This window comes from Arthrobacter sp. PvP103 (assembly GCF_017833075.1).
Taxonomy (GTDB): Bacteria; Actinomycetota; Actinomycetes; order Actinomycetales; family Micrococcaceae; genus Arthrobacter.
Map to the genome: position 1 here is coordinate 1,404,580 of NZ_JAFIBQ010000001.1, position 24,890 is coordinate 1,429,469.

Consider the following 24,890-nt stretch of genomic DNA (forward strand, 5'->3'; position numbering starts at 1 on the left):
GCCGGAAGTCCGCTGCAACGCCGGGGTCCAGCTCCACCCGCTGACTCGCACATGGCGTCGCCTTTTGCCGTTTTCACCACGTCAACTGCCAGGCAGTTGGGGAAGCTAGGCTGGAACCATGGGAACAGCTGTCCGCAATTCCCCGGCGCCACAGCCGGAGCTCTACCGTTTCTCTGCGCTCGATTACACCACCGTGGGGCTGTACGTGGCTGTCGCTGCGCTTTTTGCCGTTGCGGGCCCGCTGTTGCAGCCGCTGCTGCTTCAGCTGTCCCCGGACCCCACCACGGCCGTGTACTCGGTCAACCTGCTGTTCTACGGCGGCGTGGGAATCCTGGCCGTGGCCGCCGCCCGCCGCGTTGCCTCCCGCGACCTGCGCGTGCTGGCCACCAGGCCCTGGTTCACGCTCATCATGATTCCGGTGGCAGTGGTGGCCATGCTGATCCTGACGGCCATCCTGGTGGCACTTACCGGGCCCGTGCAGGGCTCCGCCAACCAGGCCAACGTGCAGGCACTCGTGCAGCAGGTTCCGCCGTGGCTGATCGTCCCCCTGCTGGTCATTGTGGGTCCGTTCGTGGAGGAGTACATCTTCCGACACCTGCTGATCGGCAAGCTGAGCCGGCGGGTGAACATCTGGGTGTGCTGTGTCCTCTCCACTTTCCTCTTCGCGGCACTGCACATCGTAGGCCAGGAAACCCTGACCCTGCCCGTGCTGATGCCGTACCTGGCCATGGGCGCCACCCTGGTGTTTGTGTACGTGTGGACCGGGAAGAACCTGATGTTCTCCTACTTCGTCCACGCCGCAAAGAACCTGCTGGCAGTGGTGTTCATCTACGCCATCCCGCCCGAACTGATGGAACAGCTGCAGCAGGTCCAGCCCTAAACGCGGACATCCCGCGTCGAGGGTGGCAGATCACGGCAGTTCCAGGCGGAAACACCGCCGCTAAGTGCGCACTCGCGGGGCACCTGCAGCCCCCGAACCGTCCTCCAGCCCCTTTCGGCGGGGACGCCGCCGTCGTAGTTTTGACCCATGGGACTCAACATTCAGATAGCAATCGACTGCCGGAACCCGCACGAACTCGCCGACTGGTGGGCGGAAACCCTGGACTGGGCGGTGGAGCCCCAGGACGAGGCGTTCATCCGGTCCATGATCGACCAGGGCTATGCCACCGAAGCCGAGACCAAGTCGCACAACGGCAAGCTTGTCTGGGCGACCGGCGCCGCCATCCGCCCGGTGGAAGAAATCGACGCCAAGGCACCCGCCCGCCGCATGCTCTTCCAGACCGCACCGGAGGAAAAGACCGTCAAGAACCGCGTGCACTGGGACGTCCGCCTTGAGGGCAAGGACAAGGATGTGGCCCGCCAGGAGCTCGAAGCGCGGGGTGCAACGTTCCTCTGGACGGCCAGCCAGGGGCCGCATTCGTGGCACACCATGGCGGACCCGGAAGGCAACGAGTTCTGCATCAGCTGAGGCGATTACTAGACTCGGTCTGTGAGCAACGTATTCCCAGCCAAGGTATCCGACGTCTTTGACCCCACCCGGTGGCGCACCGTGGCCGGCTTTGACGACTTCCAGGACATGACGTACCACCGGCAGGTGGAGCGGGATGCGGACGGCGCGGTGCTGCGGGACCTCCCCACGGTCCGCATTGCCTTCAACCGCCCGGAGGTCCGGAACGCGTTCCGCCCCGGCACGGTGGATGAGCTCTACCGCGCCATGGACCACGCCCGGATGACCCCCAACGTGGCCACCGTGCTGCTCACCGGCAACGGGCCCTCGCCCAAGGACGGCGGGCACTCGTTCTGCTCCGGCGGTGACCAGCGGATCCGCGGGCGGGACGGCTACCGCTACGCAGAGGGCGAGACCAAGGAAACCATCGATCCTGCCCGTGCCGGCCGGCTCCACATCCTGGAAGTCCAGCGGCTCATGCGAACCATGCCCAAGGTGGTCATCGCTGTCGTCAACGGCTGGGCCGCCGGCGGCGGGCACTCGCTGCACGTGGTCTCCGACCTCACCATCGCCTCGCGCCAGCACGGCAAGTTCAAGCAGACGGACGCCACGGTGGGAAGTTTCGACGCCGGGTACGGCTCCGCGCTGCTGGCCCGCCAGATCGGCCAGAAGGCCGCGCGGGAGATCTTCTTCCTGGCCCGGGAATACTCGGCCGAGGACATGGTGCGGATGGGCGCCGTGAACGAGGCCGTGGACCACGAACGGCTCGAGGACGTCGCACTGGAATACGCGGCGGACATCGCCCGGCAGTCGCCGCAGGCCATCCGGATGCTCAAGTTCGCCTTCAACCTGGCCGACGACGGCCTGGCCGGGCAGCAGGTGTTCGCCGGCGAAGCGACCCGGCTGGCCTACATGACCGATGAGGCCGTGGAGGGCAAGGAAGCCTTCCTCGAGAAGCGCGATCCCGACTGGTCGCAGTTCCCGTATTACTTTTAGCCCGTCCTACTCCGAAGGCAGCCCCGTGACTTCCCAGCCCCCGAACATCGAACCCGCACTTAAGGCGCTGGCGGATGCCCTCCATGGTGAGGGACCCGCCGTCGAACTTTCCGCCGACGCCGGCGGGAATGTTGTGGTCTCCGCCGTGGAAACGCCGGGGTATGAGGATGCCGCCGTGGTGGTGCGCACTTCCGGTTCCACGGGTGTGCCCAAGGCGACGGTCCTCACCGTGGACGCCCTGGCGGCCTCCTCCGTGGCAACCGCCTTCGCGCTCAAGGGCGAAGGCCAGTGGCTGCTCGCCCTCCCCCTGCAGTATGTGGCCGGGGTCCAGGTCCTGGTGCGTTCCCTCTTCGCCGGCACCCGGCCGTGGGCCATGGACCTCTCGGACGGGTTTACGCCGGAGGCGTTTACCGCGGCCGCGCAGGAACTCACGGACAAGATCCGCTTCACCTCGCTGGTTCCCACGCAGCTGCAGCGGCTGCTGGATTCGCCGTCGGCCGAGACGCTGGCCGTTCTGCGCCGGTTCAACGGCATCCTGCTGGGCGGCGGGCCCGCTTCGCCCGAGCTGCTGGCCGCTGCCCGCGATGCCGGCGCCCGGGTGATCACCACCTACGGCTCCGCGGAAACCTGCGGCGGCTGCGTGTACGACGGCTTCCCGCTCGAGGACGTGCTGGCCCGGGTGGACGGGGACGGCCGGATCCTGCTGGGCGGCGCCACCCTGGCCGCCGGGTACCTCCACGAGCCCGGCCTCACTGCCGAGGCCTTCTTCGAGGAGGACGGCATCCGCTGGTACCGCACCAGCGACCTCGGCTCCATCGACGCCACCGGCAGGCTCACCGTTCTGGGCAGGGCCGACGACGTCATCATCACCGGAGGCGTGAAGGTTTCCGCTACGCACGTCCAGGCAGAGCTGGAAAAGCTCGACGGCGTGCTGGCGGCTTTTGTTGCCGGCGTCCCCTCGGCGGAGTGGGGCCAGGCCGTGGCCGCCTACGTCGCTGTGGAGGACAGCTCCCCCGCCGGCGTCGAAAGCTTCACCGCCAGGCGGCACGACGTCCTGGGCGTTTTGGGTGCCTTGGCGCCGAAAACCGTCCTCGCGGCCGGTGAACTCATGATGCTCCCCAACGGCAAACCGGACCGGCTGGGCATGACTGTTCAGCTGGACGCCCTGCATCAGGGAAAATAGAGAAGCCCCTCTCCGGACTGAAGCCGGGAACACACACCTTTTCGGCGGGTGGAACCCGCCTGCCAGACCGAACCGAACAACGAACCACATCGGAGTACTGACCGTGGCTACAGCCGCACAATGGATCCAAGGCGCCCGACCGCGCACCCTGCCGGCTGCCATCGCACCGGTCCTGATCGGCACCGCCGCGGCCTTCGACCTGGACGCGTTCAAGCCCCTCAACGCCATCCTGGCCGCACTGGTGGCGCTGCTGCTCCAAGTGGGCGTCAACTACGCCAACGATTACTCGGACGGCATCCGCGGCACTGACGAGGACCGGGTGGGCCCGCTCCGCCTGGTGGGCTCCGGTGCCGCGAAGCCGGAAATGGTGAAGCGCGCGGCATTCGCCGCATTCGGCGCGGCCATGCTGTTCGGCCTGGTCCTGGTGCTTATCACGCAGGCGTGGTGGCTGATTCTGGTGGGACTGGGCTGTGTCCTGGCCGCCTGGGGCTACACCGGGGGCAAGAACCCCTACGGCTACATGGGCCTGGGCGACGTGTTCGTGTTTGTGTTCTTCGGCCTGGTGGCGACGCTCGGCACCACCTACACGCAGGCGGGACAGATCAGCCTGCCTGCCGTCATCGGCGCGATCGGCACGGGGCTGATCGCCTGCGCGCTCCTGATGGCAAACAACGTCCGGGACATCCCCACAGACACGCAGGCCGGCAAGAAAACCCTGGCCGTGCGGCTGGGCGACAAGCACGCCCGCGAAAGCTACGTCCTGATGCTCGCCGTCGCCATCCTGCTGGTGGTCGTCCTGGCGCCGGGGCGTCCGTGGGTACTCATCGTGCTGCTGCTGATACCCGCCAGCCTGATGCCGTCATGGCTGATGATCAACGGCCGGAAGCGCAAGAGCCTCATTCCGGTCCTGAAGCAGACGGGCCTGATCAACCTGGGCTACAGCGTGCTGTTTTCCCTGGGCCTGGTGCTCAGCCACGGCCTCTAGGGTCAGGCTTCCTTGCGGGGAGACTCTGTGCGAAGCGCTTCCGTGCGGGGAATTTCGGAACGGACGGTGATGTCCGGGTTCGCGTCCACCAGGGTGTCCTCGGCGTCCGCGTCTTCAACCTCTCCTGCGCTGCGGATGGGCTTGGCCCGGCCGGAGAACCGCTCGTGCAAGGTGGCCGTGGCGGCGTCGCGCTGCTTCTGGAAGAACAGGTAGCTGATGGCGAAGGCGATCAGTCCGGCGCATACTGCGGAAAGCAAAATGCCGATTTGGAGGACGCTGAACAGCACGAACAGCGGCACAAAGAGTGCCAGTCGGATCAGGGAGTATTTCATAAAGGCCACAGTCCAAGTTTAGCCGTCCGGCGCCTGCGCCCCTGACGGTAGACTGGTGGTATGCCCCGTGTATTGGTCGCCGTTGCCGTTCTAGCCATATTCGTCTATGGCCTCGTGGACGTGATCCGGACTGACAAGCACCTCACCAGGGGCATCTCCAAGACAGCCTGGATCGTCGTCATGGTTGTCCTTCCCGTAGTGGGAGCGGCACTGTGGTTCATCATCGGACGGCCGCGCGGAAGCCGCCCGGCCCCGCAGTCGTACAGCCACATGACGGCACCGGATGATGACCCCGATTTCCTGCGCAACCTGGAAATCCGCCGCCGCAACCAGGCTGAAGCGGACCGCCTCAAGAAGCTCAAGGAAGAGCTCGAAGCCAAGGAACGCAAGACCAACGGAGGCGCCTCCGGCACGGGCACAGCTGAGGGCAAGGGGAAGCCGAACGGCAACCACCGTGGCGACAACCACCCCGAAGAATCGCACCACCCCGAAACCGACGCGCACGGCACCGACGAGGTCAAGTAAGCCCTTCCCCGATCGCGCCTGCGCCCCGGTCCCCTCACACCGTTGCCCGGCCGCGCCTCCGGCCCGCGACTCCTCACCGCGGCTCCTCTGCCCGCGGTTCCAGCCCGCGCCCCCGGCCCGCGGCTCCTCTGCGATTTGCCACTTTTGGCCGCTAAACCTCGCGCAGAGCGGCCAAAAGCGGCAAAGGGCCAGGTCAGAGTGCGGCGCGAGCAGAAAGCGGCGCACGGCCCGCCCGCCCAAACATTCCGGACCCTCACTTGTCCTCCACACCGACGTCGGATTGTGGATACCCGCTATACCCGCACGCCACCGGGACACAATGCTCCTATGCGCCGTCCACCAGAGCTCCCCGAGGCCCTCCGCCACCGGCCCTTCACACTGGAGCAGGCCCGATCAGCAGGCCTGACCCCGCGCCGGTTACGCGCCGGCGACCTGGTGCGGCCCTGTACCGGGGCACGGGTTTCAGCAGCGGCGGAGGAAACCCTGCTGCTCCGCGTCGCTGCCGTTGGCGCGGTCACTGGTGCAATTGCCAGCCATCTTTCGGCAGCCCTGCTCTGGGGATTTCCGTTGCCCTTGGCCTGCCGAAACAGGGACGAGATCCATCTGACCTTGCCCGTGGGCAGGCGGGCCCTCCGGCGCACGGGAGTTATCGGCCACCAACTGGATCTGGAACCCGCGGAAATCACAGCGGGCACACACGTGCAATGCACCTCTGCCCTGCGAACCTGGTTCGATCTTGCCGGAATGCTTGAGCTCGAGGACCTGGTAGCCGCCGGTGATTTCCTGCTCCGGCGGAGGAATCCGCTGTCCACCCTTGCCGAGCTTGACGGCTTCCTGGCTGCCAAGGCGGCCAAGCCCGGTTACCGTAAGGCTATGCGGGCCCGTGTCCTGTTGCGGGCCAACACCGACTCAGCCAAGGAGACGGAAGTCAGGCTGATGCTGCGCCGCTACGGTCTTCCCGAGCCTGCCATCAACGTACCCATGTTCGATGAAACGGGCCGGTGGATCCAGGACCCGGACATGTCCTACGAGCGCGAGAAAGTGGCCATCCAGTACGACGGTGCGCATCACACTTCGGCCGTCCAGCGGCGGAGCGATATCTTCCGCGACGAGAATGCGCGGGAGGCAGGTTGGCGGGTGGTGGTGTTGACCCAGGCTGACCTCGACGTACTCGCGCCCGGCATGGAGCCGCGCGCCGTCACGCGGGTCCGCAAGGCCCTCGTGGAACGGGACTGGGCACCGGAGCCGGCCAGCCGTCGTCGCCGTTGACCTGGCGCAGCTCATCGCCCCTTTGCCACTTTTGGCCGCTAAGCCCGGGGCTTAGCGGCCAAAAGTGGCAAATCGTGCGTCAAGGAGCGGCGTCAAGGAGCGCGTGCGCCCGGGCCGCGAGTCGGCCCGAAGTCCCGAGCCGCGCGGCGTCACCGGAGTCCTGCGCCCGCCTACAGACCCGAGTAGGAGTGCAGGCCGTTGAAGAACTGGTTGACGATGGTGAAGTTGAAGATCACACAAAGGTAGCCCACGATCGACAGCCATGCGGCACGGGTGCCGGTCCAGCCGCGTGTGGCGCGGGCGTGCAGGTAGCCTGCGTAAACCACCCAGATGACGAAAGTCCACACTTCCTTGGTGTCCCAGCCCCAGAAGCGGCCCCAGGCCTTTTCGGCCCAGATGGCGCCGAACATCAGGGTGAACGTCCAGCCCACGAACGCGATTGCGTTGATGCGGTAGGACAGGTTTTCCAGGCTCAGCGCGGACGGTACCAGGCGCATGAAGCCCAGCTTGTCCTCGCCGCCGGCCGCGATGGCCTTCTGCCGGTGCGCCTGGACAAGCTGCAGGGCGGACATCGCGAACGTCAGTGTGAAGAGCGCGGACGACATCACGGCGATGGACACGTGGATGATCAGCCAGTAGCTCTGGAGCGCCGGCACCAGGTGGCCCACGGGCGTCCAGTAGGCCACGGACGCCGCGACCAGCATGATGATGGCCAGGCCGATCACGAACGTTCCCAGGAAGCGCAGGTCGCGGCGGATCAGCACCAGCAGGAAGACGGCAACAGCCACGAAGGCGCCGGTGGTGAGGAACTCGTACATGTTGCCCCACGGCACCCGGCCCGCACCAAGGGCACGCGTGACCACACCGGCGGCGTGGATCGCGGCGCCCAGCACCGTCAGGGCAACGGCAACGCGGGCGGGAACGCGGCGTTCAGCGGCATAGCGCATGTCGCCGTCGGCCGTCTGCCCGGCGCCTGAACCGGTCGTTTTGGACGCCCGGCCGGTAGCCGACGACGGCCGCTCGGCGCGGCCGGCCGGTCCGCTGACGTCCGAAGCGGCACGGTCGACGTCGGCATGGCTGGCATCGGCACGCTCAACAAAGGCTCCGGCCCCCACGCCGGCGCCCACCGGAACCTTGGCGGCGGCGGAGGCCGACGCCTGCGCCGCGGCGGCGGCTTTGAGGTCAATAGCCCGGAGCGCCTTGCTGCTCTTGGCCAGGTCCCAGGCGAAGGCGATAAAGGCAACAGTGTACGTGCCGGCGGCCAGCAGCATAAAGAGCTCGCTGTACTGGCCCATGGTTTCGTTGATGGGGAACATTACTGGTCCTTCTTCGACTCGGCTGAGCCTGCTGTTGACTGGATGAAGTCTTCTGTGCGCGATTCCGTGGAGGCTTCGTTGGGAACAGTGCCTGAAGACGCACTGTCCGCCGGGCCATTATCCCCCTGCCCGCTGTGAGCTTTCTGGGAGTCCAGGCCCCATTCGTCCGCCAGCAGTCCACGGATCGTCTCCGCTTCGGCCGCGAGGCGGTGGTCTTCGCCGCGGGCCAGGAGCCCGTACTCCACCATGGTGCGGCCATCGGGGTGCGATCCCGTGCGGACCCAGACCCGGCGGCGGTTCACATACAGGGATGTCACCAGCCCGGCCACGGCGAGCAGCGCGAAAATCAGGGCGTACAGCTGGCCCGGGTTGTGGTGGATGTCCACGCCGATGTAGCGCTTCACGCCGTCGAAGCTGATGGAGCCTTTGCCGTCCGGGAGCGTGTAGGTGCTGCCGGGAGCCAGGGTGATGCCTCCGGCGTCGAGGTTCCGGGCGTTGAGCGGCGTCAGCTTCTTCACGTCGAGCTCGAAGACGTTCTGCGGGGAGCCCGCGTCGAGCCCGAGGTCGCCGAAGTACGAGTTCAGGGTGAGCTGCGGGTTGATCAGCTCGGGGTCCCCGCTGAAGGACACGCCTTCCTCGGTAACGAAGGCGGTGGGCAGGAAGAACCCGGCGAAGCCCAGCTGATCCGGCTTGGCGTCGGGAACCTTGATCACCACGGAAGAGTAATAGTTGTCGCCCTGCAGCTTGGCCACCACCGGGCCCTGCATGGCGACGTTGCCGGCGCCGTCGCGGATGGTCACCACGGGGGCGTAGCCGTTGCCGGTGAGGTAGATGCTGGTGCCGCCCAGGCTGACGGGATCGTTGACCTTCAGCACCTGCTTCTCCGCCGGCGCGTCCGGAGTTTCCCGGGTGGTCACGTCCGCTTTGAAGTCGATGGGCTGCCCGAACTTGCCCTTGGACTCACGGTCAAACGTGATCTGGAACTTGTCCAGCTGGATGGAGTACGGCTGGAGCTGGCTGCTCTGGAAGTTGGTGCCGGGGGTGAACTGGTCGTAGCCCACCAGGGTGTTCACGAAGGTGTCGCCCTCCACCAGGATCCGCTGCCCGCTGTACCCGAACAGGCCGCCGGCGGCCACGGACACCAGCACGCCGATCAGCGAGGTGTGGAACACCAGGTTCCCCACTTCCCTCAGGAAGCCGCGCTCGGCCCCCAAAGAGGGCCGCGCGCCGTCGTCGTCCCTGACATCCACGCGGTAACCGCGCTTCTTCAGCTTCGCGGCAGCGTCAGCAATAGCGCGCGACGCCGGGATCCCGGCGTCCGCGGGGATCACCAGTGTGCCGTACTCGGGCAGGCGGGAGAGCCTGGCCGGAGTGCGCGGTGGCTGGGAGCGCATTGCCTTGTAGTGGGCAATCGCCCGGGGAACCACGCAGCCGATCAGCGAGATGAACAGCAGGATGTAGATGGCGGAGAACCAGGCGGAGGAGTAGACGTCGTAGAGCTGGAGGGAGTCCAGGATCTTGCCGTACTCGGGGTGGTCCTTGATGTACTGCGTGACGATGGAGGGGTTCGCCGGACGCTGCGGAAACAGGGACCCGGGTACCGCGGCAACGGCCAGCAGCAGCAACAGGAACAGCGCGGTGCGCATGCTGGTCAGCTGGGTCCAGGCCCACCGGAGCATGCCCTTGAGTCCCAGCGCAGGAAGGGCGGCTTCCGCCTTGGCCTTGGCCACGGGGGTCGCTGCCGCGTTGTCGGGGGAAGCGTTCTCCGCTTTGTCTGCAGGAGCAGGTCTCTTCTTTTCGTTCACTCGCTCGCTCATCAGATCGGCAATTTCACATCGGTTTGGAACCAGTACTGCAGCCCGGAAACCCAGGCACCCCATACCCCGCTGGCCATCAGCAGGCCGAGGACCACCAGGATTCCCCCGCCGATCCGCTGGATGGCGAGCCGGTGCTTGCGGAAGAAGGACATCACTCCGACGCCGCGGCGCACGGCCAGGGCAATCAGCAGGAACGGGATGCCCAGGCCCAGGCTGTAGACGAAGGCAAGGAACGCGCCCTTGGCGGCGGAGGACCCCCCGGACATGCTGAGCAGCTGGACCGCGGAGTACGTGGGCCCGATGCACGGCGCCCACCCCAGTCCGAAGGTGATGCCCAGCAGCGGTGCGCCCCATAGCCCGGCAGGGGGTTTGGCGTGGATCTTGGCGTCCCGCTGCAGCCAGCTGAAGCCGCCCATGAACACCACGCCCATGATGATCACGAGGATGCCCAGCACCTGGGTGATCCAGGCGTTCTGGCCGCCGCTGATCATGGATCCCAGCTGTCCGAACGCTCCGCCCAGCAGGACGAAGATCACCGAGAAGCCGAGCACGAACAGGCCGATTCCGGCCAACATCCGGCCGCGCTTCTGCTTCTCCAGGTCCACGCCCGTCAGTCCGGTGACATAGCCCAGGTAGCCCGGAACCAGCGGCAGGACGCACGGCGATAGGAAGGAGACGAGTCCGGCGAGCAGTGCCACGGGAATGGCAAGCAGCAGGGAACCGTTCAGGATGGCTTCGGCGAAGGGGCTGTTCACGGTGTGGGCGCCGCCGTTACTCTGCCACGGCGGCGGTAATGAGGGCCTTGAGCGTGCCCTTTTGGATTTCGCCCAGGACCCGGGACGCTACCCGGCCCTGCTTGTCCAGCACCAGCGTGGTGGGGACGGCCCCGGGAGGAACCAGCCCGGAGACGGCCAGGAGTACGCCGCCGTCCTTGTCATTGAAGCTGGGGTAGGTCAGGTTGAAGGTCTTGTCGAATGCCTCGGCGGCGGCCTTCTCATCGCGGAGGTTCACGCCGTAGAACTGCACGCCCTGCTCCTTGAATTCCTGGTGGAGGGCTTCCAGCGACGGGGCTTCGACACGGCACGGCGCACAGGCAGCGAACCAGAAGTTGAGCACGGTCACCTTGCCGACGAAGTCCGCGGGTTCCACGGCGGTGCCGTCGAAGAGAGTCCCCTTGATGGTGACGGCGGATTTCCGGTCGGCAGCGGCGAATTCGGTCACGGAGCCGTCACCGGCCACATAGTTCTTGTTGTCCCCGGCCTTGGCCTGTTTCGCCAGTGCATCCTCCTGGGCGCACGCGGAAAGCCCCAGGGTAAGGGCGGCCAGCCCCAGGCCGCCCGCGGCCAGGACACTGCGGCGCGAGGCGGAGCGCATCACGTCATCACCTGCATTGCGGGATTTGAATCCGGCCACCGTCAGGCCCCCGGAGTGTTTGAAGCGCCGGGCAGGAGTGCGGCAGCAGGCTCGCTGTATTCCACGCGGAGCAGGGTGCCGTCGTCGTCGAACACCAGGGAGGTGATGGACGTCAGGGTGCACTCGCGCTTGCGCGGGTCATGCCAGAGAGGCTTGCCTTCGGCGCTCAGGCGGGTGGACCAGATGGGGAGCTGGTGGCTGACCAGGATTGCCTCGGCCTGGTCGCCACCCAGCTCGATGGCACGGCGGCGGGCGTCCTGCACCGCGGCGATGACGCGGGCCGCCTGGTCCTTGTACGGCTCACCCCAGGACGGGACAAACGGGTTGCGCAGGTACGGCCAGTGCTTGGGCTTGAGGAGCTCGGCCTTGTTGACCCGGGTGCCTTCGAAGTGGTTGCCGGCTTCGATGATGCGGGCCTCGGTGTGGATTTCGAGGTTCAGCGCGTCTGCAATGGGCAGGGCGGTTTCCTGCGCGCGGGTAAGCGGCGAGGCCACCAGGTGCACGATCTTAGCCCCGCCGGCCACGCGGTCGCTGAAGTGCGCAGCGAGCGTCCTGGCCATCTGCTGCCCGAGTTCGGAGAGGTGGAATTCCGGCAGCCGTCCGTAGAGGATGCCGTCCGGATTATGGACCTCGCCGTGACGAAGGAGATGAACAGTGGCTTGGGGCATGTGTACCAGTTTCTCAAAGATGTCGGGCGATCTGAAATCTTCTACAAGAAGTAGAACTGAGAAGTTTTGAAGAATGTTCCCCGGAGTTGGAATAAAAGATGCAAATGCATGTTTATACTGGGTGAAGCAGTTAGTTGAGACTTCAACCAAGACGTCTCGGCTGGCGATCAGATGTCCTTCCGCAAGAGACTTTCCATCCAAGATCACAAGGAGCAACACCATGGCACTGCCCGCCAACACCACCACCGGCACCTGGACCCTCGACAACTCGCACAGCGAAATCGGCTTCACCGTACGCCATGCAGGGATCAGCAAGGTCCGCGGCCAGTTCAAGGACGCCGCAGCCACCCTGGAACTTTCCGAGAACGTTGCCGACTCCAAGGTCAACGCCACCATCCAGACCGCCAGCTTCGACTCGGGCGACGCCAACCGCGACGGCCACGTCCGCGGTGAAGACTTCTTCGACGTCGAGAAGTTCCCGGAAATCTCCTTCGTTTCCAACGCGATCGTGCCCAAGGGCGACGCCTACGAACTCCAGGGCGATCTGACCATCAAGGGCGTCACCCGCCCCGTGGCGCTCGAAACTGAGCTCCACGGTGTGGCCGTGGATCCCTTCGGCAACACCCGCGCCGGCCTCACCGCCGAAACCACCATCAGCCGCAAGGACTTCGGCCTGACCTGGAACGCTGTCCTCGAAGCCGGTGGCGTGCTGGTCAGCGACAAGGTTGCCATCAACCTCGAGCTCGCGTTCATCGCACCTGCCGCATAGTTTCTTCGCTTCGTAGCTGCTCAGCACCCCGCTCCGCCACCACGACGGAGCGGGGTGCTGCGTTTAACGCGGCCGCTTACGCCGCGCGGCCAAATCGGCCCGCCAGAATACCTCCTCCGAATGATCCACCGCCGGGCCGGAGCGCGGTACGGTTGAACCAAACCATGCTGGGGGCAGGGAACCGTTACTGATCCCGGTACCCGTTTAATCAGTAGTCGACCCGCAAAGGACCAACTATGAGCACGCCTCCAGCAAACCCGGCCAACCCGAACGAACCTGAAAACGGAAAGCCCGGCCCCGACGCCCCCCAGTACGGGCAGAACGCACCGGAATCCCCCGCAGCGCCGCAGTACGGGCAGCAGCCTCCGGCAACACCCCAGTACGGGCAGAACGCGCCACAGTATGGCCAGCAGCAGTACGGCCAGCAGCCCTCCGCAGCACCCCAGTACGGCCAGAACGCACCGCAATACGGCCAGCAGCAGTACGGCCAGCAGCCCCCTGCCGCACCCCAGTACGGGCAGCAGCCGGCCTTCGGACAGGCGCCGCAGCAGTACGGCCAGTCCCCGTATGCCCAGTACCCGTCCGAACAGCCGCAGGGTGGCGCCGCGGGCGGCGTGCCGAAAATGGTCAACAACGCGTTCTGGATGATCATCGCAGCGGGCGTCCTGTACGTCATTTCCATGCTGGTGGCCATTCCCGCCCTGAACGATCCCGCCATGCGGAGCCAGTTCGAGGACCAGATGAGGGCCAGCGGGGCGGACGTCGACTTTGAGTCCATCAAGGGTCTTGTGATCGGCATGATGGTGGTCATCGGCCTCATCGGCGCCGGCCTCTACGCCCTGGTTGCCTTCAATGTGCGCAAGGGCAAGAACTGGGCCCGCATCCTCGGCACCGTCCTCGCGGCACTGTCGATCTTCAGCCTGTTTCCGTTCAGCATCGGCACCATCTCGGCGTTGCTTGGCATCGCCGCCATCGTGATGCTTTACCTCCCGGCGTCAGCACCGTACTTCCGGAAGCAGCAGCCTTTCGGCAGCCCCTACTCGCAGCCGGGCAACCCGTACGGCCGCTAATCCTGACAGCACCACGGTTACAGCCAGAGGGCGTGGACTTTGGTGGGCCCGGGCGACTACAGTCACCGGCCCCCGGAGTCCGCGCCCTCTGCGTTTGCCCGGCTGTTCCTTGAGCCGAAATTGAGCCGCAAACTATGCACAGAAAGCCCCTGCACACGGTACCGTGTTAGCAAAATCACGCTGGGGGCAGGAAGACGTGGCTGATCCCGGTGGCTGATTGCCCAGTAGCCGACTCGCAAAGGATCAACCATGAGCACTCCGCCCGTCCCGCCGTCGTACCCCGGCGATTCCTCGTCCGGCGGGCAATCCGGCCAGCAGCCGCAATACGGCCAGCAGCCGCAATACGGCCAGCAGCCGCAGTACGGGCAGGGCCCGTCGCCCTTCGCGCAGGCGCCGGAGTACGCTCAGGCGCCCCAGTACGGCCAACCTGCCCAGTACGGCCCGCCGGCGGCTCAGTACAGTCAGCCACCGTACAGTCAGCCGCAGTACGCGCAGGCACAACAGCCGCAGCAGTTCGGGAACCAGCAGTACACGGTGTACCCCTCGGAGCTGCCGCAGCGGGGAACCTCCGAGGCAAGCGCCGCTCCCCCGCTGGTGAACATCTCCTTCTGGCTCCTAATCGTCGCTTGCCTCCTTTGGGTTGGCTCGGTGCTCCTCTCGCTGGGATCCATCGACGATCCCGCCATGCGCCGGGCGTTCGAGGCGAGGCTGGCCACCAGCCGGGCTGACCTGGATTTCGAGGCCCTCAAGGGCATCATCGTGGGAATGGTGGTGCTGATCGCGGCCGTCGGAGTGCTGCTGTATGCGCTGGTGGCGTTCAACATCCGGAAGGGCCGGAACTGGGCCAGGATTCTCGGCACCATCCTGGCGGCTTTCTCACTGCTGGGAGTTTTCCAGATGGGGCTCGGAACGCCGTCCATCCTCGCCGGAGTGGCCGCAATGGTGCTCCTCTACCTTCCCTCCGCCGCACCGTATTTCAGGAAGTACCACCCGTTCGGAAGCCCGTACGGCCAGCCGGGCTATCCTTACGGCCGCTGACGGCAGTACTACTCCGCGTCTTCCGGGGCCTGGATCCGCTGGGCGTGATAGGCCAGGATCTGCAGCTCGGTGGCCATGTCCACCTTGCGCAGGTTCACGCCCGGCGGGACCTGGAGCATTACCGGCGCAAAGCTGAGGATGCTCCGCACTCCTGCGGCGATGACGCGGTCGCACACGCCCTGCGCCACGGCGGCAGGCAGTGCCAGCACCACCATGTTGGCGCCGGTCCGCTGGAGGACCGTTTCGAGGTCCGCGACGTCGCTGACCCGCAGCCAGCCCACCTCGTTGCCCACCACCATCTGGTCTGCATCGAAAATGGCCACGACGTCGAATCCCCGCGATTCGAAGCCGCCGTACCGCGCGAGGGCCTTGCCGAGGTTGCCGGCGCCCACGATTGCCACTTTCCAGTCGCGGGTAAGCCCGAGCGCGGCGGAGATGTTGCGGCTGAGGTACTGCACTTCATAGCCAACGCCGCGGGTGCCGTAGGACCCAACGTGCGAGAGGTCTTTCCGGAGGGTGGACGAGCTGACACCGGAAGCTTCGGCCAGGGACTCTGAGGAGACGCGTTCGACGCCTTCGGTCAGCATGGTGGTGAGGGCGCGCAAGTAGATGGTCAGCCGTGCCACGGCCGCGGGCGGAATCTGCTTGGCCGCAGTTCCGCTGTCCCCGTGAACAGCCTCGGGGGATGAATCCAGCGAAGTCACTATCTGCTCCATTGCGTCGCGTTGTGAGTCCACTCTAGAGCCACGTCCGCACTGTCAACAAAGCAGAAGTCGCCGCGCCTATTTGGCGGCAGCCTGACGAAGGATCCGCTCAAGGCGGGTTTCGTCGATCTTCCAGAAGTCACGCTGGATGCCGTCCACCAGGACCACGGGGATCTCTTCGGCGTAACGCTCGCGCAGCTCGGGCTGGTTGTCCACCAGTTGTTCCGTCCACTCAAGTCCCAGGGAGGCAGTGACCCGTTCGACGGCGTCGCGGGCCTCCTCGCACAGGTGGCAGTCAGCTTTGGTGATGAGGACGACGTCGGGTTTTGCCATATCTCAACCGTAGCCCGGGCCGCCGCTCCACCGCGACGGCGGGCCTGTGACAGCGTGGACTGGCCCATTGACTAGACTCGAGTCATGCCCGAGGAGAAGTACGTCGCCGTAGTCCGGCAGCCGGCCGGTGCGTTGCAGCACGGCGAGGCCGCCTTCTTCGACGTTGACAACACCCTCATGAAGGGCGCCAGCCTTTTCCACGTGGCCCGGAAAATGCACCAGCGCGGCGCGTTCACCCTGCCGCAGGCGGCCGGGATGGCCTGGAAGCAGTTCAAGTTCGTCCTCCGCGGCGAGAACATGGATGACGTCCACGCGGTCCGGGACTCGGCCTTGACGCTGGCCGCCGGAATCACGGTGGAGGACATCAAGGCCCTCGGCGAAGAAGTCTTCGACGAAATGATCGAGTCCAGGATCTGGCCCGGCGCCAAGGCACTGGCCCAGCAGCACCTCCGCGTGGGACGCATGGTGTGGTTAGTGACCGCTACTCCCATCGAAGTGGCCACGGTGATCTCCACCCGGCTGGGCCTGACCGGCGCACTGGGAACAGTGGGCGAGATCGAGAACGGTGCTTACACCGGCCGGCTGGTGGGCGACATCCTGCACGGCCAGGCCAAGGCGGTGGCTGTCCAGGGCATCGCGGATGCCGAGGGACTGGATCTCAAACGGTGCTGGGCCTACAGCGATTCCCACAATGACATTCCGCTGCTGAGCATGGTGGGTCATCCCGTGGCCATCAATCCCGACTCGCGGCTACGCCGCCACGCCCGCGAAAACAACTGGCCGGTGTACGACTTCCGCTCGGGGCGCCGTGCCGCCACGCTCGGACTGAAGGCGGCCACGGTTGGCGGGGCCGTGTACGGCCTCTGGAAGGGCTTCACGCGGTTCCGCGGTCCCACGGTCTAACCCGCGGCCCGCCTCAGCTCCAGGGCCGCCCTTGCAGCGGACGTCGCAGGATTCACGCGGGACAAAGAAAATGCCCGCTGCCAAAGGCAACGGGCATCTCACGCTGTAGGAAGTATCTCTACTTCTTGTTACGGCGCTGGTGGCGGGTCTTACGAAGCAACTTGCGGTGCTTCTTCTTGGCCATACGCTTGCGACGCTTCTTAATAACTGAACCCACGAAAGTTCCTTACAAACTAGATGGAGTACCTGTCTGATGGAAGAGGTCCGTGGACTAGGCAACAGACTAAACAACAAACAGATTCTTACAATAACGAAAAACGTTCCCTAACAGGGTACCGCTTATCCGGCGCACCCACTGACCGCACTCCGTTTGTGGCAGTTCAGGCGGTGTCCGACTGGCCTTCCACGACAGCACCTTTGACGTACTGTTCGACGGCGGACTCCGGCACCCGGAAGGACCGGCCGAAGCGGACGGCCGGCATCTCTCCGGAATGGACAAGGCGGTACACGGTCATTTTGGAAACGCGCATGAGCTCGGCCACTTCGGCCACAGTCAAGAACTGAGCGTTCGAGAAGTTCGACTCTGCGGACATTTCCCTTATTCCTTTGTTAACAGCTGATAAAGGCAACCCCATTGAAACCCCATTGCGGTGTGCCGATGCTGAGCCATCAACCTACCCTGTGCTAGTTACTCTAGTGGCTGATGGTGCCATTGTGAAAGTCATTGGGCGGTACCAGTTTTCCGTGGATCCGGGGGAAAATCAGCCCTCCAGGGCGCCCCGCCGCTTGCGGGCGGATGCTGCCAGCTGGCCGAGCACCGACGCCGTGACGTCCCATTCCATGCAGGCATCCGTCACGCTCTGGCCGTAGACCAGTTCGCCGGTGCCGGCCGCGTGCTCAGCCACATCGAGGTTCTGCGCCCCGCCCACCAGGAAGCTCTCCAGCATGACGCCGGCAATCGCCGCAGCCGCCGCCCCGCCGTCTTCCAGCTGCGCGCCGATTTCGAGCGCCACTTCGGCTTGGCGGTGGTGGCTCTTGCCGCTGTTGGCGTGGCTGGCGTCCACGATCAGCCGGGGGTTGAGCTGCTTGCCGGCCAGTTTCGCCGAGGCCGCTTCGACATCCGCTGCGGAGTAGTTGGGGCCCTTGCGTCCGCCGCGGAGGATCACGTGCGTGTCCGGGTTGCCGGCGGTGGCCACGAGTGCGGCCCGGCCGTCGCCGTCGATCCCCAGGAAGGCCTGAGATGCCGCGGCGGCGCTGCAGGCATCGACCGCAACCTGGAGGTCGCCGTCGGTCCCGTTCTTGAATCCGATGGGCATGGACAGCCCGGAGGCCAGCTGGCGGTGGATCTGGCTTTCGGTGGTGCGGGCACCGATGGCGCCCCAGGAGACGAGGTCGGCCATGTACTGCGGGCTGATGGGTTCCAGGAACTCCGTGGCGGTGGGGAGGCCCAGCGACGTGACTTGCTTCAGGAACTGGCGGGCTGCCCGCAGTCCGGTGGCGATGTCGTGGCTGCCATCCAGGTGGGGATCGTTGATGAGGCCCTTCCAGCCCACCGTGGTGCGCGGCTTCTCGAAGTAAGTCCGCATGACGATCAGCAGGTCTTCCTTGTGCTTCTCCGCCTGGCTCACCAGCCGGCGGGCGTACTCCAAGCCGGCTTTGGGGTCGTGGATGGAGCAGGGTCCCACGATCACCAGCAGGCGGTCGTCAACGCCGTCCATGATGGCCCGGACTTCGTCCCTGCCGCGTTCGACGACATCTGCCACCCGGGCGTCCAGCGGCAGTTCAGCGATCATGTCCTGGGGGGACGGCAGGGCCTGGAATTCGCTGACGCGCAGGTTCGAGGTGGATTTCTGCGCGGTCGCGGGGCCTTCCGGGGAACCGTTGGTTTCCGGGGAACCGTTGGTTTCCGGGGAAGTGGAAGGCTGTGTCTCGGTGGCTGCTGCGGTGCTCATGGGTGCGGGTCCTGTTCCGGATGGTGCGGAGCGGGCCCAGATCAGAACCCGCCGGAGAAATGGCGAAGGGCAGAGAATGATCTCTGCCCTGTTGGCTCTGAAGGAAAGTTGGATGCGTGTCAGTTAGACGCGGGCCCCTCCAGAGCCAACGAAAAATACGCATACCAACGGTTAGTCATAGCCATGACCATAACGGCAGGACGCACCGTCCGCAAATTCACCCTGAATATTTCGGGGCACCCAGGGGCGCGGAACCTCAGCCGAGCATCTTGCGCAGGTACTCCAACTGGCGGTTCCACTGGTGTTCCTGGCCGCCCTCATGGTTGTTGAAGCGGTACACCTCGATGTCCTTCGCCGGAGCGCCTCGGCCGCTGGCCGGGTCGGCCGTTGCCGGTTTCGTTCCGTAGGCATTGAAGCTGGCAAAGACCGTCGACGGCGGGCAGATGTCGTCCGCCTGCGCGGCTGAGAACAGCGCCGGGGCCGTTGCCGCCCGTCCCAGGTTGACGCCGTCGAAGTAGTTGAGTACCGCCAGGATCGACTCGTAGCGGTCGCGGTGGCGGGCAAGGAATGCGGCGATCTCGGGATAGGGTCCACGCGGCGTGATGTCGATGGCGCGGGGAAAGTCCTGCAGGAACGGCACATCCGGCAGCGCGGCGATCACGCCGTCGAGCCTTCCGGCCGCCAGACCGGCCACGGCAACGCTGATACCGCCGCCCTGGCTGACGCCCGCCACCACAACCCTTGAGGCGTCGACGGCGGGATGGGCCTGCGCCGCTTCCACCGCGCGGAAGGCGTCCACGTAGACCCGGCGATAGTAGTAGTCCTCGCGGCTTCCGACACCGCGGGTCATCAGTCCCGCGTGCGCCACATCGCCCGCGGAAGGGTGCGGGTCCGCCGTGTGGCCCAGGAGCCCGCCGTAACCCTGCCCACGGGTATCCATGATGAAGTGCGCATAGCCGGCCTGCGCCCACTTGGTGTCCTGGTTCGACAGCCCGCGGCCGCCCGAATACCCCACGTACTGCACGACGACGGGAAGCGGCTCGTCCGCGGGCCGGTTCGACGGCAGGTGCAGCCAGCCCTTCACCGGGGAACCGCCGAAGCCGGCGAACGTGACGTCGAAGGTGTCGATCACTGTTAGGTAGTTGTCCACGGGTTCGAAGACTGCGTCCAGCGGGTACTCCCGGGCTTCGCTGATGGTGCGGTCCCAGAAGGCGTCAAGATCCGCGGGTGCGGTGACGCCGGACGTGTAGTTTCGGAGCTGCTCAAGCGGTAGGTCGAAGAGGGGCATCGGGATTCCGGTTCTGTGGAGCGGGCTGATAAGTGCTATGAGGTGATCGTGTCAGGCAGGCGCTGCAGTATCCAGCCGCCACGACGCCTGGTTGAGGATTGCGCCCAGGTGGGGCCTCAGGGTGAAGGTCCTGGACACGCTTTCGCGCCGCTCAGACCAGCGCCGCCTGGTAGTTTTCCAATGGCTGCGAGCCGCGCACCAGGGCCCGCAGCTCGCCGAGCCCGCCGGAGACCACGCCTGCCGCCCGTGCCTGGATCAGGACGTTGCCCAAGGCGGTGGCCTCGACCGGTCCCGCGATGACGCGCTTGCCGGTGGCGTCGGCGGTGAGCTGGCAGAGGAGCCGGTTTTGCGAGCCGCCGCCTACGATGTGGACCACATCGACGGGCACGTCCGCCAGGCGTTCGGCGTCGGCGATGGTCCGGGCGTAGCCGGCCGCGAGGCTGTCCAGGATGCAGCGGGTGATCGCCGCGGGGTTGCCGGTGAGGACGTCGCCGGTGTTGCGGACGGCGGCCTGGATGCGTTCGGGCATGTCGTCCGGGGCGATGAAGTAGGGATCGTCGGCGTTGATCTGGGGTCCGCCGAAAGGCAGCGCGGCGGCGCCGGCCAGCAGGTCGTCCAGCGTCGCCGTATATCCCTGCTGCGCCCAGGTGCGCTGGCATTCGCTGAGCAGCCAGAGCCCGCCGACGTTGCGGAGGTAGCGGACGGTGCCGTCCACGCCGCGTTCGTTGGTGAAGTTGGCCTGCCGGCTCGCCTCGGTGAGCACCGGCTTCCGGAGTTCCACGCCCACCAGAGACCAGGTCCCTGAAGAGATGTAGGCGAAGTTCCCGTGTTCGGCGGGCACGGCGGCGACGGCGGAGGCGGTGTCGTGCGAGCCGACGGCCACTACCTTCGTGGCCTGGTGCAGCCCGGTGCGGGCGGCGAGGCCGGGCAGCAGGGTACCCACGGTTTCGCCGGGCTGGATTAGCGGCGGGAACAGGTTCTTCGGGAGCCCGAGGGCCGTAAGGAATTCGGTGGCCCACTCCCCCGCGACGGCATCAAAGAGCCCCGTAGTGGAAGCGTTGGTGGCCTCGGTGCGGCGCTGCGCCGTGAGCAGGAACGCGATCAGGTCCGGGATGAGCAGCGCCTGCAGACCGTCCAGGTCCGGTTCGCTGGCCAGCTGGTAGAGGGTGTTGAACTGCAGGAACTGCAGCCCGGTGGTGGCGTAGAGCCGGGCCGGGTCCAGTTTCCGGTGGACCCGGGCGACGGCGGCGCGGCTGCGGTCATCGCGGTAGCTGAAGGGCTGCGCGATGAGCTCCCCGGCAGCGTTCACCAGGCCGTAGTCCACCGCCCAGGTGTCGATCCCGATGCTGCTGATGGCCTCGCCCCGCTCCCCGGCGACGCGGGCCGCGGCAGCGAGGCCGGTGAGTACCTCGGCGAAGAGGGCGTCGAAATCCCAGCGCAGACCGCCGTTGGACTCCACCACACCGTTCGGGAAGCGGTGGACCGTCTCCAGCGTGGCACTTTCCGAACCGGCGACGCCGGAGACACGGCCGAGGATGACCCGTCCGGAAGAGGCGCCAATGTCGACGGCCGCGAAAACACTGCCGGCGGCCACTGCCCCGGCGTTGGCCGGGACAGTGGCCACTGATGCACCGTCCGGTGCTGGGGGCATGGTGCTCACCGCAGGAAGGCGGCGGCCACGCCGGCGTCCACGGGGATGTGGAGGCCGGTGGTGTGGGAGAGTTCGGCGCTGGTCAGCACGGCGGCGGCGTTGGCCACGTTCTCCGGCAGGACTTCGCGCTTGAGCAGGGTGCGCTGGGCGTAGTACTTGCCCAGTTCCTGCTCGTCCACCCCGTAGACAGCGGCGCGCTTGGCGCCCCAGCCGCCGGCGAAGATCCCGGAGCCGCGGACCACGCCGTCGGGGTTGATGCCGTTGACGCGGATACCGTATTCGCCCAGTTCCGCCGCAAGGAGCCGGACCTGGTGGGCCTGGTCGGCCTTGGTGGCGGAGTACGCGATGTTGTTCGGGCCGGCGAACACGGAGTTCTTCGAGGAGATGTAGATGATGTCCCCGCCCATGTCCTGGCCGATCATGACCTTCGCCGCAGCTTTGGACACCAGGAAGGAGCCCTTGGCCATGACGTTGTGCTGGAGGTCCCAGTCCTTTTCGGTGGTTTCCAGCAGCGGCTTGGAGATGGAGAGCCCGGCGTTGTTGACCACCAGGTCCAGCCCGCCGAATGCCAGCACCGCTTCCTGGATGGCGGCGGCGATCTGGGCTTCGTCCGTGACATCCGCCTGCACGCCGATGGCCACGTCCGGGCCGCCGAGTTCCGCGGCGACGGCCCGGGCGTTCTCCAGGTTCAGGTCGGCGATGACTACGCAGGCGCCTTCCGCGGCGAGGCGGGTGGCGATGGCCTTGCCGATCCCCGAGGCTGCGCCCGTGACCAGCGCGATGCGGGTGGCGTGGGATTTGGGCTTGGGCAGGCGGGCGAGCTTGGCTTCCTCGAGGGACCAATACTCGATCCGAAACTTCTCGGATTCCTCGATCGGGGCGTAGGTGGAGATCGCCTCGGCGCCGCGCATCACGTTGATGGCGTTGAGATAGAACTCACCGGCCACGCGTGCGGTCTGCTTGTTCGCGCCGAAGGAGAACATGCCCACACCCGGCACCAGCACGATCGCCGGGTCCGCGCCGCGCAGCGCCGGGGACTCCGGAACCGCGTGACGGTCGTAGTAGGCCTGGTAGTCCTCGCGGTAGTCGGCGTGGAGTTCCTGCAGCCGGGTGATCGAATCCTCAACGGACGCATCCGCGGGCAGGTCCAGGATCAGCGGCTTGACCTTGGTGCGCAGGAAGTGGTCCGGGCAGGACGTGCCCAGCGCGCCCAGGCGCGGGTGTTCAGCGGCTTCCAGGAAGTCAAGGACGACGGCGTCATCGCTGAAGTGCCCCAGCTGCGGTTTATCCGTGGACGCCAGCCCGCGGATCACCGGCGCCAGCGCGGCAGCCTTGGCGCGGCGCTCTGCCTCCGGCAGGGCCCCGTAGCCGGGCAGCTTCGGACCGAAGGGTTCGGGGCGTCCGTTTTCCGCGATGAATTTCTCAGCCTGGTCGATGATCCACAGCGAGTTGGCTTCGGCTTCTTCGCTGGTGGCGCCCCAGGCGGTGATGCCGTGGCCGCCCAGGATGGTGCCCACGGCCTGCGGGTTGGCTTCCTTGATCGCGGCGATGTCCATGCCCAGCTGGAACCCGGGGCGGCGCCAGGGAACCCACACCACCTTGTCACCGAAGATCTTGGTGGTCAGCGACTCCCCGTCTACGGCCGTGGCAATCGCGATGCCGGAATCCGGGTGCAGGTGGTCCACGTGCGCGGCGTCCACGAGCCCGTGCATGGCGGTATCGATCGACGGTGCAGCGCCGCCCTTGCCGTGCAGGCAGTAATCAAATGCAGCCACCATTTCATCTTCGCGGTCCACCCCGGGGTAGACGTTCTTCAGTGCGTTCAGCCGGTCCAGGCGGAGCACGGCAAGGTTTTCCGGCTTCAGCGTTCCCAGGTCCCCGCCGGAACCCTTCACCCAGAGGAGCTGGACGTCCTCGCCCGTGACCGGGTCCTTCTCGGCGCCCTTCGCCGAGGTGTTGCCGCCGGCGAAGTTGGTGTTCCGCTTGTCCGCCCCCAGGCGGTTGGACCGGGCAATCAGGTCTTCAACAGTGCTGTTGGTGTTCTGCATGTTCATGCTGTTATGCGCCCCATCCGGCTTGCTGGCCGCCCACGCGGTCCTCGTTGATCTGTTTCTGGTAGCCGCTGGCCTTGAAGGCGGCCATCGGGTCCGCGGGCAGGCCGCGGGATTCACGCCATGCCGCCAGGGCCGGGCGGACATCCGTGTAGAAGGCGTCGTTGAAGACGGCGTTGGCTGCCAGCACGTCACCGGCGCGCTGGGCCTCGCCCAGGGCGGCGGTGTCCACCATAAGGGCACGCGCCGTCATTTCCTGGACGTTGAGCACCGAGCGGATCTGGCCCGGAATCTTCTCCTCCAGGTTGTGGCACTGGTCCAGCATGAGCGCCACACCGGAGTCCTTGCCGAACCCGCCGCCGCGGATCACCTCGTACATGATCCGGAACAGCTGGAACGGATCCGCCGCACCCACAATCAGGTCATCATCCGCGTAGAAGCGCGAGTTGAAGTCGAAGGAGCCCAGCTTGCCCAGGCGCAGCAGCTGCATCACAATGAACTCGATGTTGGTGCCCGGGGCGTGGTGGCCGGTGTCGAGGCAGACGTACGCCTTCTCCCCCAGCGCCAGGGTCTGGGCGTAGGACGTGCCCCAGTCCGGAACGTCGGTGTGGTAAAAAGCCGGCTCGAAGAACTTGTACTCCAGCACCAGCCGCTGGGCATGGCCCAAGCCGGCGTAGATCTCCTGCAGGGACTCGGCCAGGCGGTCCTGCCGGCCGCGCATGTCGTCCTGGCCCGGGTAGTTCGTGCCGTCCGCCAGCCAGATCTTCAGGTCCCGCGAGCCGGTGGCGTGCATGATGTCGATGCATTCGAGGTGGTGGTCGATCGCACGGCGACGGACCGATTCGTTCGAGGACGTCAGGGAACCGAACTTGTACTCGTCATCCTGGAAGGTGTTCGAGTTGATGGTGCCCAGGCCCACGCCCAGGCCTGCCGCATACTCGCGCAGTGCGGCGTAGTCATCCACCTTGTCCCACGGAATATGCAGCGCAACGGTGGGCGCCAGGCCCGTCAGTTCGTGGACTTTGGCGGCGTCCGCGATCTTCTCCTGCACGGTCCGGGGAGTGCCCGGCGTGCCGAACACCTTGAAGCGCGTACCCGAATTTCCATAGGCCCACGAAGGGACCTCGATGGCAAGCTCCTCGAGCCTGCCCAGCGCCGTTGCTACGTCATTCATGATGGT

26 protein-coding genes are annotated in these 24,890 nt (G+C 66.2%); 11 read left to right on the forward strand and 15 right to left on the reverse strand.

Annotated elements, in window-relative coordinates; genetic code table 11:
• The first annotated feature begins 118 nt into the window (after positions 1-118).
• From JOE41_RS06490 to JOE41_RS06510, 5 genes are all read left to right on the forward strand, one after another.
• Complete coding sequence (locus tag JOE41_RS06490) at positions 119-880, forward strand: CPBP family intramembrane glutamic endopeptidase (protein ID WP_209751570.1); 762 nt, start codon at positions 119-121, stop codon at positions 878-880.
• A gap of 147 nt (positions 881-1,027) precedes the next feature.
• Positions 1,028-1,468: a VOC family protein gene (locus JOE41_RS06495; RefSeq protein ID WP_011693109.1), complete on the forward strand. Its 441-nt coding sequence runs from the start codon at positions 1,028-1,030 to the stop codon at positions 1,466-1,468.
• Positions 1,469-1,489: 21 nt separating this feature from the next.
• The gene (locus tag JOE41_RS06500) at positions 1,490-2,443 is read left to right on the forward strand and encodes a 1,4-dihydroxy-2-naphthoyl-CoA synthase (protein WP_011693110.1); all 954 of its coding nucleotides are present in this window, start codon (positions 1,490-1,492) and stop codon (positions 2,441-2,443) included.
• A 25-nt stretch (positions 2,444-2,468) separates the two neighbouring features.
• Positions 2,469-3,626 carry an AMP-binding protein gene (locus tag JOE41_RS06505; protein WP_209751571.1) on the forward strand — a complete coding sequence of 386 codons (1,158 nt, stop codon included), beginning with the start codon at positions 2,469-2,471 and terminating at the stop codon, positions 3,624-3,626.
• 103 nt (positions 3,627-3,729) lie between these two features.
• The gene (locus tag JOE41_RS06510) at positions 3,730-4,611 is read left to right on the forward strand and encodes a 1,4-dihydroxy-2-naphthoate polyprenyltransferase (RefSeq protein ID WP_209751572.1); all 882 of its coding nucleotides are present in this window, start codon (positions 3,730-3,732) and stop codon (positions 4,609-4,611) included.
• Positions 4,612-4,613: 2 nt separating this feature from the next.
• On the opposite strand, the gene JOE41_RS06515 is transcribed toward JOE41_RS06510, so the two are convergent.
• Positions 4,614-4,943: a DUF4229 domain-containing protein gene (locus JOE41_RS06515; protein WP_209753567.1), complete on the reverse strand. Its 330-nt coding sequence runs from the start codon at positions 4,941-4,943 to the stop codon at positions 4,614-4,616.
• 60 nt (positions 4,944-5,003) lie between these two features.
• Here JOE41_RS06515 and JOE41_RS06520 point away from each other — a divergent pair, with 60 nt between their 5' ends.
• Together JOE41_RS06520 and JOE41_RS06525 are read left to right on the forward strand one after the other, a co-directional pair.
• The gene (locus tag JOE41_RS06520; protein WP_209751573.1) at positions 5,004-5,468 is read left to right on the forward strand and encodes a PLDc N-terminal domain-containing protein; all 465 of its coding nucleotides are present in this window, start codon (positions 5,004-5,006) and stop codon (positions 5,466-5,468) included.
• A 327-nt stretch (positions 5,469-5,795) separates the two neighbouring features.
• Positions 5,796-6,737, forward strand: a complete 942-nt coding sequence (locus JOE41_RS06525; protein ID WP_209751575.1) for a hypothetical protein — start codon at positions 5,796-5,798, stop codon at positions 6,735-6,737.
• 170 nt (positions 6,738-6,907) lie between these two features.
• On the opposite strand, the gene ccsB is transcribed toward JOE41_RS06525, so the two are convergent.
• Genes ccsB through JOE41_RS06550 form a run of 5 tightly spaced genes read right to left on the reverse strand, consistent with a single transcriptional unit; the run spans position 6,908 to position 11,951 of the window.
• The gene (gene ccsB / locus JOE41_RS06530) at positions 6,908-8,053 is read right to left on the reverse strand and encodes a c-type cytochrome biogenesis protein CcsB (RefSeq protein ID WP_011693116.1); all 1,146 of its coding nucleotides are present in this window, start codon (positions 8,051-8,053) and stop codon (positions 6,908-6,910) included.
• On the reverse strand, positions 8,053-9,870 hold the full coding sequence (locus tag JOE41_RS06535; RefSeq protein WP_043429996.1) for a cytochrome c biogenesis protein ResB: 1,818 nt from the start codon (positions 9,868-9,870) through the stop codon (positions 8,053-8,055). Before JOE41_RS06535 ends, ccsB begins: the two co-directional genes overlap by 1 nt.
• Positions 9,870-10,625, reverse strand: a complete 756-nt coding sequence (locus tag JOE41_RS06540; RefSeq protein WP_011693118.1) for a cytochrome c biogenesis CcdA family protein — start codon at positions 10,623-10,625, stop codon at positions 9,870-9,872. Before JOE41_RS06540 ends, JOE41_RS06535 begins: the two co-directional genes overlap by 1 nt.
• 16 nt (positions 10,626-10,641) lie before the next feature.
• Positions 10,642-11,244, reverse strand: a complete 603-nt coding sequence (locus JOE41_RS06545) for a TlpA disulfide reductase family protein (RefSeq protein ID WP_011693119.1) — start codon at positions 11,242-11,244, stop codon at positions 10,642-10,644.
• A 41-nt stretch (positions 11,245-11,285) separates the two neighbouring features.
• Positions 11,286-11,951, reverse strand: coding sequence for a histidine phosphatase family protein (locus JOE41_RS06550; protein WP_011693120.1), 666 nt, complete (start codon positions 11,949-11,951; stop codon positions 11,286-11,288).
• 220 nt (positions 11,952-12,171) lie between these two features.
• Between JOE41_RS06550 and JOE41_RS06555 the strand changes: the two genes are divergently transcribed.
• The 3 genes from JOE41_RS06555 (at position 12,172) to JOE41_RS06565 (ending at position 14,828) form a co-directional block, all read left to right on the forward strand.
• Entirely contained in the window at positions 12,172-12,720 is a 549-nt protein-coding gene (locus JOE41_RS06555) for a YceI family protein (protein WP_011693121.1), read from the forward strand.
• 236 nt (positions 12,721-12,956) lie between these two features.
• The gene (locus JOE41_RS06560) at positions 12,957-13,790 is read left to right on the forward strand and encodes a hypothetical protein (protein ID WP_209751577.1); all 834 of its coding nucleotides are present in this window, start codon (positions 12,957-12,959) and stop codon (positions 13,788-13,790) included.
• A gap of 249 nt (positions 13,791-14,039) precedes the next feature.
• Complete coding sequence (locus tag JOE41_RS06565) at positions 14,040-14,828, forward strand: hypothetical protein (RefSeq protein WP_209751578.1); 789 nt, start codon at positions 14,040-14,042, stop codon at positions 14,826-14,828.
• Between the two features lie 8 nt (positions 14,829-14,836).
• Here JOE41_RS06565 and JOE41_RS06570 read toward each other — a convergent pair whose 3' ends face one another.
• Positions 14,837-15,532 (reverse strand): redox-sensing transcriptional repressor Rex, encoded by a 696-nt coding sequence (locus JOE41_RS06570; protein ID WP_011693124.1) that lies wholly within the window; start codon positions 15,530-15,532, stop codon positions 14,837-14,839.
• Positions 15,533-15,610: 78 nt separating this feature from the next.
• On the reverse strand, positions 15,611-15,865 hold the full coding sequence (locus tag JOE41_RS06575) for a glutaredoxin family protein (RefSeq protein ID WP_011693125.1): 255 nt from the start codon (positions 15,863-15,865) through the stop codon (positions 15,611-15,613).
• Between the two features lie 84 nt (positions 15,866-15,949).
• Here JOE41_RS06575 and JOE41_RS06580 point away from each other — a divergent pair, with 84 nt between their 5' ends.
• Entirely contained in the window at positions 15,950-16,768 is an 819-nt protein-coding gene (locus JOE41_RS06580; protein ID WP_209751580.1) for an HAD family phosphatase, read from the forward strand.
• 118 nt (positions 16,769-16,886) lie between these two features.
• On the opposite strand, the gene JOE41_RS06585 is transcribed toward JOE41_RS06580, so the two are convergent.
• From JOE41_RS06585 to rhaI, 7 genes are all read right to left on the reverse strand, one after another.
• Positions 16,887-16,985, reverse strand: a complete 99-nt coding sequence (locus tag JOE41_RS06585; RefSeq protein WP_003792170.1) for a 30S ribosomal protein bS22 — start codon at positions 16,983-16,985, stop codon at positions 16,887-16,889.
• 163 nt (positions 16,986-17,148) lie between these two features.
• Positions 17,149-17,361 (reverse strand): helix-turn-helix domain-containing protein, encoded by a 213-nt coding sequence (locus JOE41_RS06590; protein WP_043429999.1) that lies wholly within the window; start codon positions 17,359-17,361, stop codon positions 17,149-17,151.
• A gap of 168 nt (positions 17,362-17,529) precedes the next feature.
• On the reverse strand, positions 17,530-18,720 hold the full coding sequence (locus JOE41_RS06595) for a 3-deoxy-7-phosphoheptulonate synthase (RefSeq protein ID WP_209751583.1): 1,191 nt from the start codon (positions 18,718-18,720) through the stop codon (positions 17,530-17,532).
• Between the two features lie 256 nt (positions 18,721-18,976).
• The gene (locus JOE41_RS06600; RefSeq protein WP_209751585.1) at positions 18,977-20,008 is read right to left on the reverse strand and encodes an acetylxylan esterase; all 1,032 of its coding nucleotides are present in this window, start codon (positions 20,006-20,008) and stop codon (positions 18,977-18,979) included.
• 151 nt (positions 20,009-20,159) lie between these two features.
• Entirely contained in the window at positions 20,160-21,659 is a 1,500-nt protein-coding gene (locus JOE41_RS06605) for a rhamnulokinase family protein (RefSeq protein ID WP_209751587.1), read from the reverse strand.
• A gap of 5 nt (positions 21,660-21,664) precedes the next feature.
• Positions 21,665-23,713: a bifunctional aldolase/short-chain dehydrogenase gene (locus JOE41_RS06610; RefSeq protein ID WP_374068684.1), complete on the reverse strand. Its 2,049-nt coding sequence runs from the start codon at positions 23,711-23,713 to the stop codon at positions 21,665-21,667.
• A 4-nt stretch (positions 23,714-23,717) separates the two neighbouring features.
• Complete coding sequence (gene rhaI, locus JOE41_RS06615; protein WP_209751589.1) at positions 23,718-24,884, reverse strand: L-rhamnose isomerase; 1,167 nt, start codon at positions 24,882-24,884, stop codon at positions 23,718-23,720.
• Positions 24,885-24,890: the final 6 nt, after the last annotated feature.

What these genes read in the sequence shown, in the direction of transcription:
- JOE41_RS06525 (WP_209751575.1), top strand. Translation starts at nt 5,796, where the DNA reads ATGCGCCGTCCACCAGAGCTCCCCGAGGCCCTCCGCCACCGGCCCTTC.
- ccsB (WP_011693116.1), bottom strand. Translation starts at nt 8,053, where the DNA reads ATGTTCCCCATCAACGAAACCATGGGCCAGTACAGCGAGCTCTTTATG.
- JOE41_RS06560 (WP_209751577.1), top strand. Translation starts at nt 12,957, where the DNA reads ATGAGCACGCCTCCAGCAAACCCGGCCAACCCGAACGAACCTGAAAAC.
- JOE41_RS06545 (WP_011693119.1), bottom strand. Translation starts at nt 11,244, where the DNA reads ATGCGCTCCGCCTCGCGCCGCAGTGTCCTGGCCGCGGGCGGCCTGGGG.
- JOE41_RS06520 (WP_209751573.1), top strand. Translation starts at nt 5,004, where the DNA reads ATGCCCCGTGTATTGGTCGCCGTTGCCGTTCTAGCCATATTCGTCTAT.
- JOE41_RS06580 (WP_209751580.1), top strand. Translation starts at nt 15,950, where the DNA reads ATGCCCGAGGAGAAGTACGTCGCCGTAGTCCGGCAGCCGGCCGGTGCG.
- JOE41_RS06595 (WP_209751583.1), bottom strand. Translation starts at nt 18,720, where the DNA reads ATGAGCACCGCAGCAGCCACCGAGACACAGCCTTCCACTTCCCCGGAA.
- JOE41_RS06490 (WP_209751570.1), top strand. Translation starts at nt 119, where the DNA reads ATGGGAACAGCTGTCCGCAATTCCCCGGCGCCACAGCCGGAGCTCTAC.
- JOE41_RS06550 (WP_011693120.1), bottom strand. Translation starts at nt 11,951, where the DNA reads ATGCCCCAAGCCACTGTTCATCTCCTTCGTCACGGCGAGGTCCATAAT.
- JOE41_RS06575 (WP_011693125.1), bottom strand. Translation starts at nt 15,865, where the DNA reads ATGGCAAAACCCGACGTCGTCCTCATCACCAAAGCTGACTGCCACCTG.
- JOE41_RS06605 (WP_209751587.1), bottom strand. Translation starts at nt 21,659, where the DNA reads ATGCCCCCAGCACCGGACGGTGCATCAGTGGCCACTGTCCCGGCCAAC.
- JOE41_RS06600 (WP_209751585.1), bottom strand. Translation starts at nt 20,008, where the DNA reads ATGCCCCTCTTCGACCTACCGCTTGAGCAGCTCCGAAACTACACGTCC.
- JOE41_RS06535 (WP_043429996.1), bottom strand. Translation starts at nt 9,870, where the DNA reads ATGAGCGAGCGAGTGAACGAAAAGAAGAGACCTGCTCCTGCAGACAAA.
- rhaI (WP_209751589.1), bottom strand. Translation starts at nt 24,884, where the DNA reads ATGAATGACGTAGCAACGGCGCTGGGCAGGCTCGAGGAGCTTGCCATC.
- JOE41_RS06610 (WP_374068684.1), bottom strand. Translation starts at nt 23,713, where the DNA reads ATGAACATGCAGAACACCAACAGCACTGTTGAAGACCTGATTGCCCGG.
- JOE41_RS06495 (WP_011693109.1), top strand. Translation starts at nt 1,028, where the DNA reads ATGGGACTCAACATTCAGATAGCAATCGACTGCCGGAACCCGCACGAA.
- JOE41_RS06555 (WP_011693121.1), top strand. Translation starts at nt 12,172, where the DNA reads ATGGCACTGCCCGCCAACACCACCACCGGCACCTGGACCCTCGACAAC.
- JOE41_RS06565 (WP_209751578.1), top strand. Translation starts at nt 14,040, where the DNA reads ATGAGCACTCCGCCCGTCCCGCCGTCGTACCCCGGCGATTCCTCGTCC.
- JOE41_RS06515 (WP_209753567.1), bottom strand. Translation starts at nt 4,943, where the DNA reads ATGAAATACTCCCTGATCCGACTGGCACTCTTTGTGCCGCTGTTCGTG.
- JOE41_RS06590 (WP_043429999.1), bottom strand. Translation starts at nt 17,361, where the DNA reads ATGTCCGCAGAGTCGAACTTCTCGAACGCTCAGTTCTTGACTGTGGCC.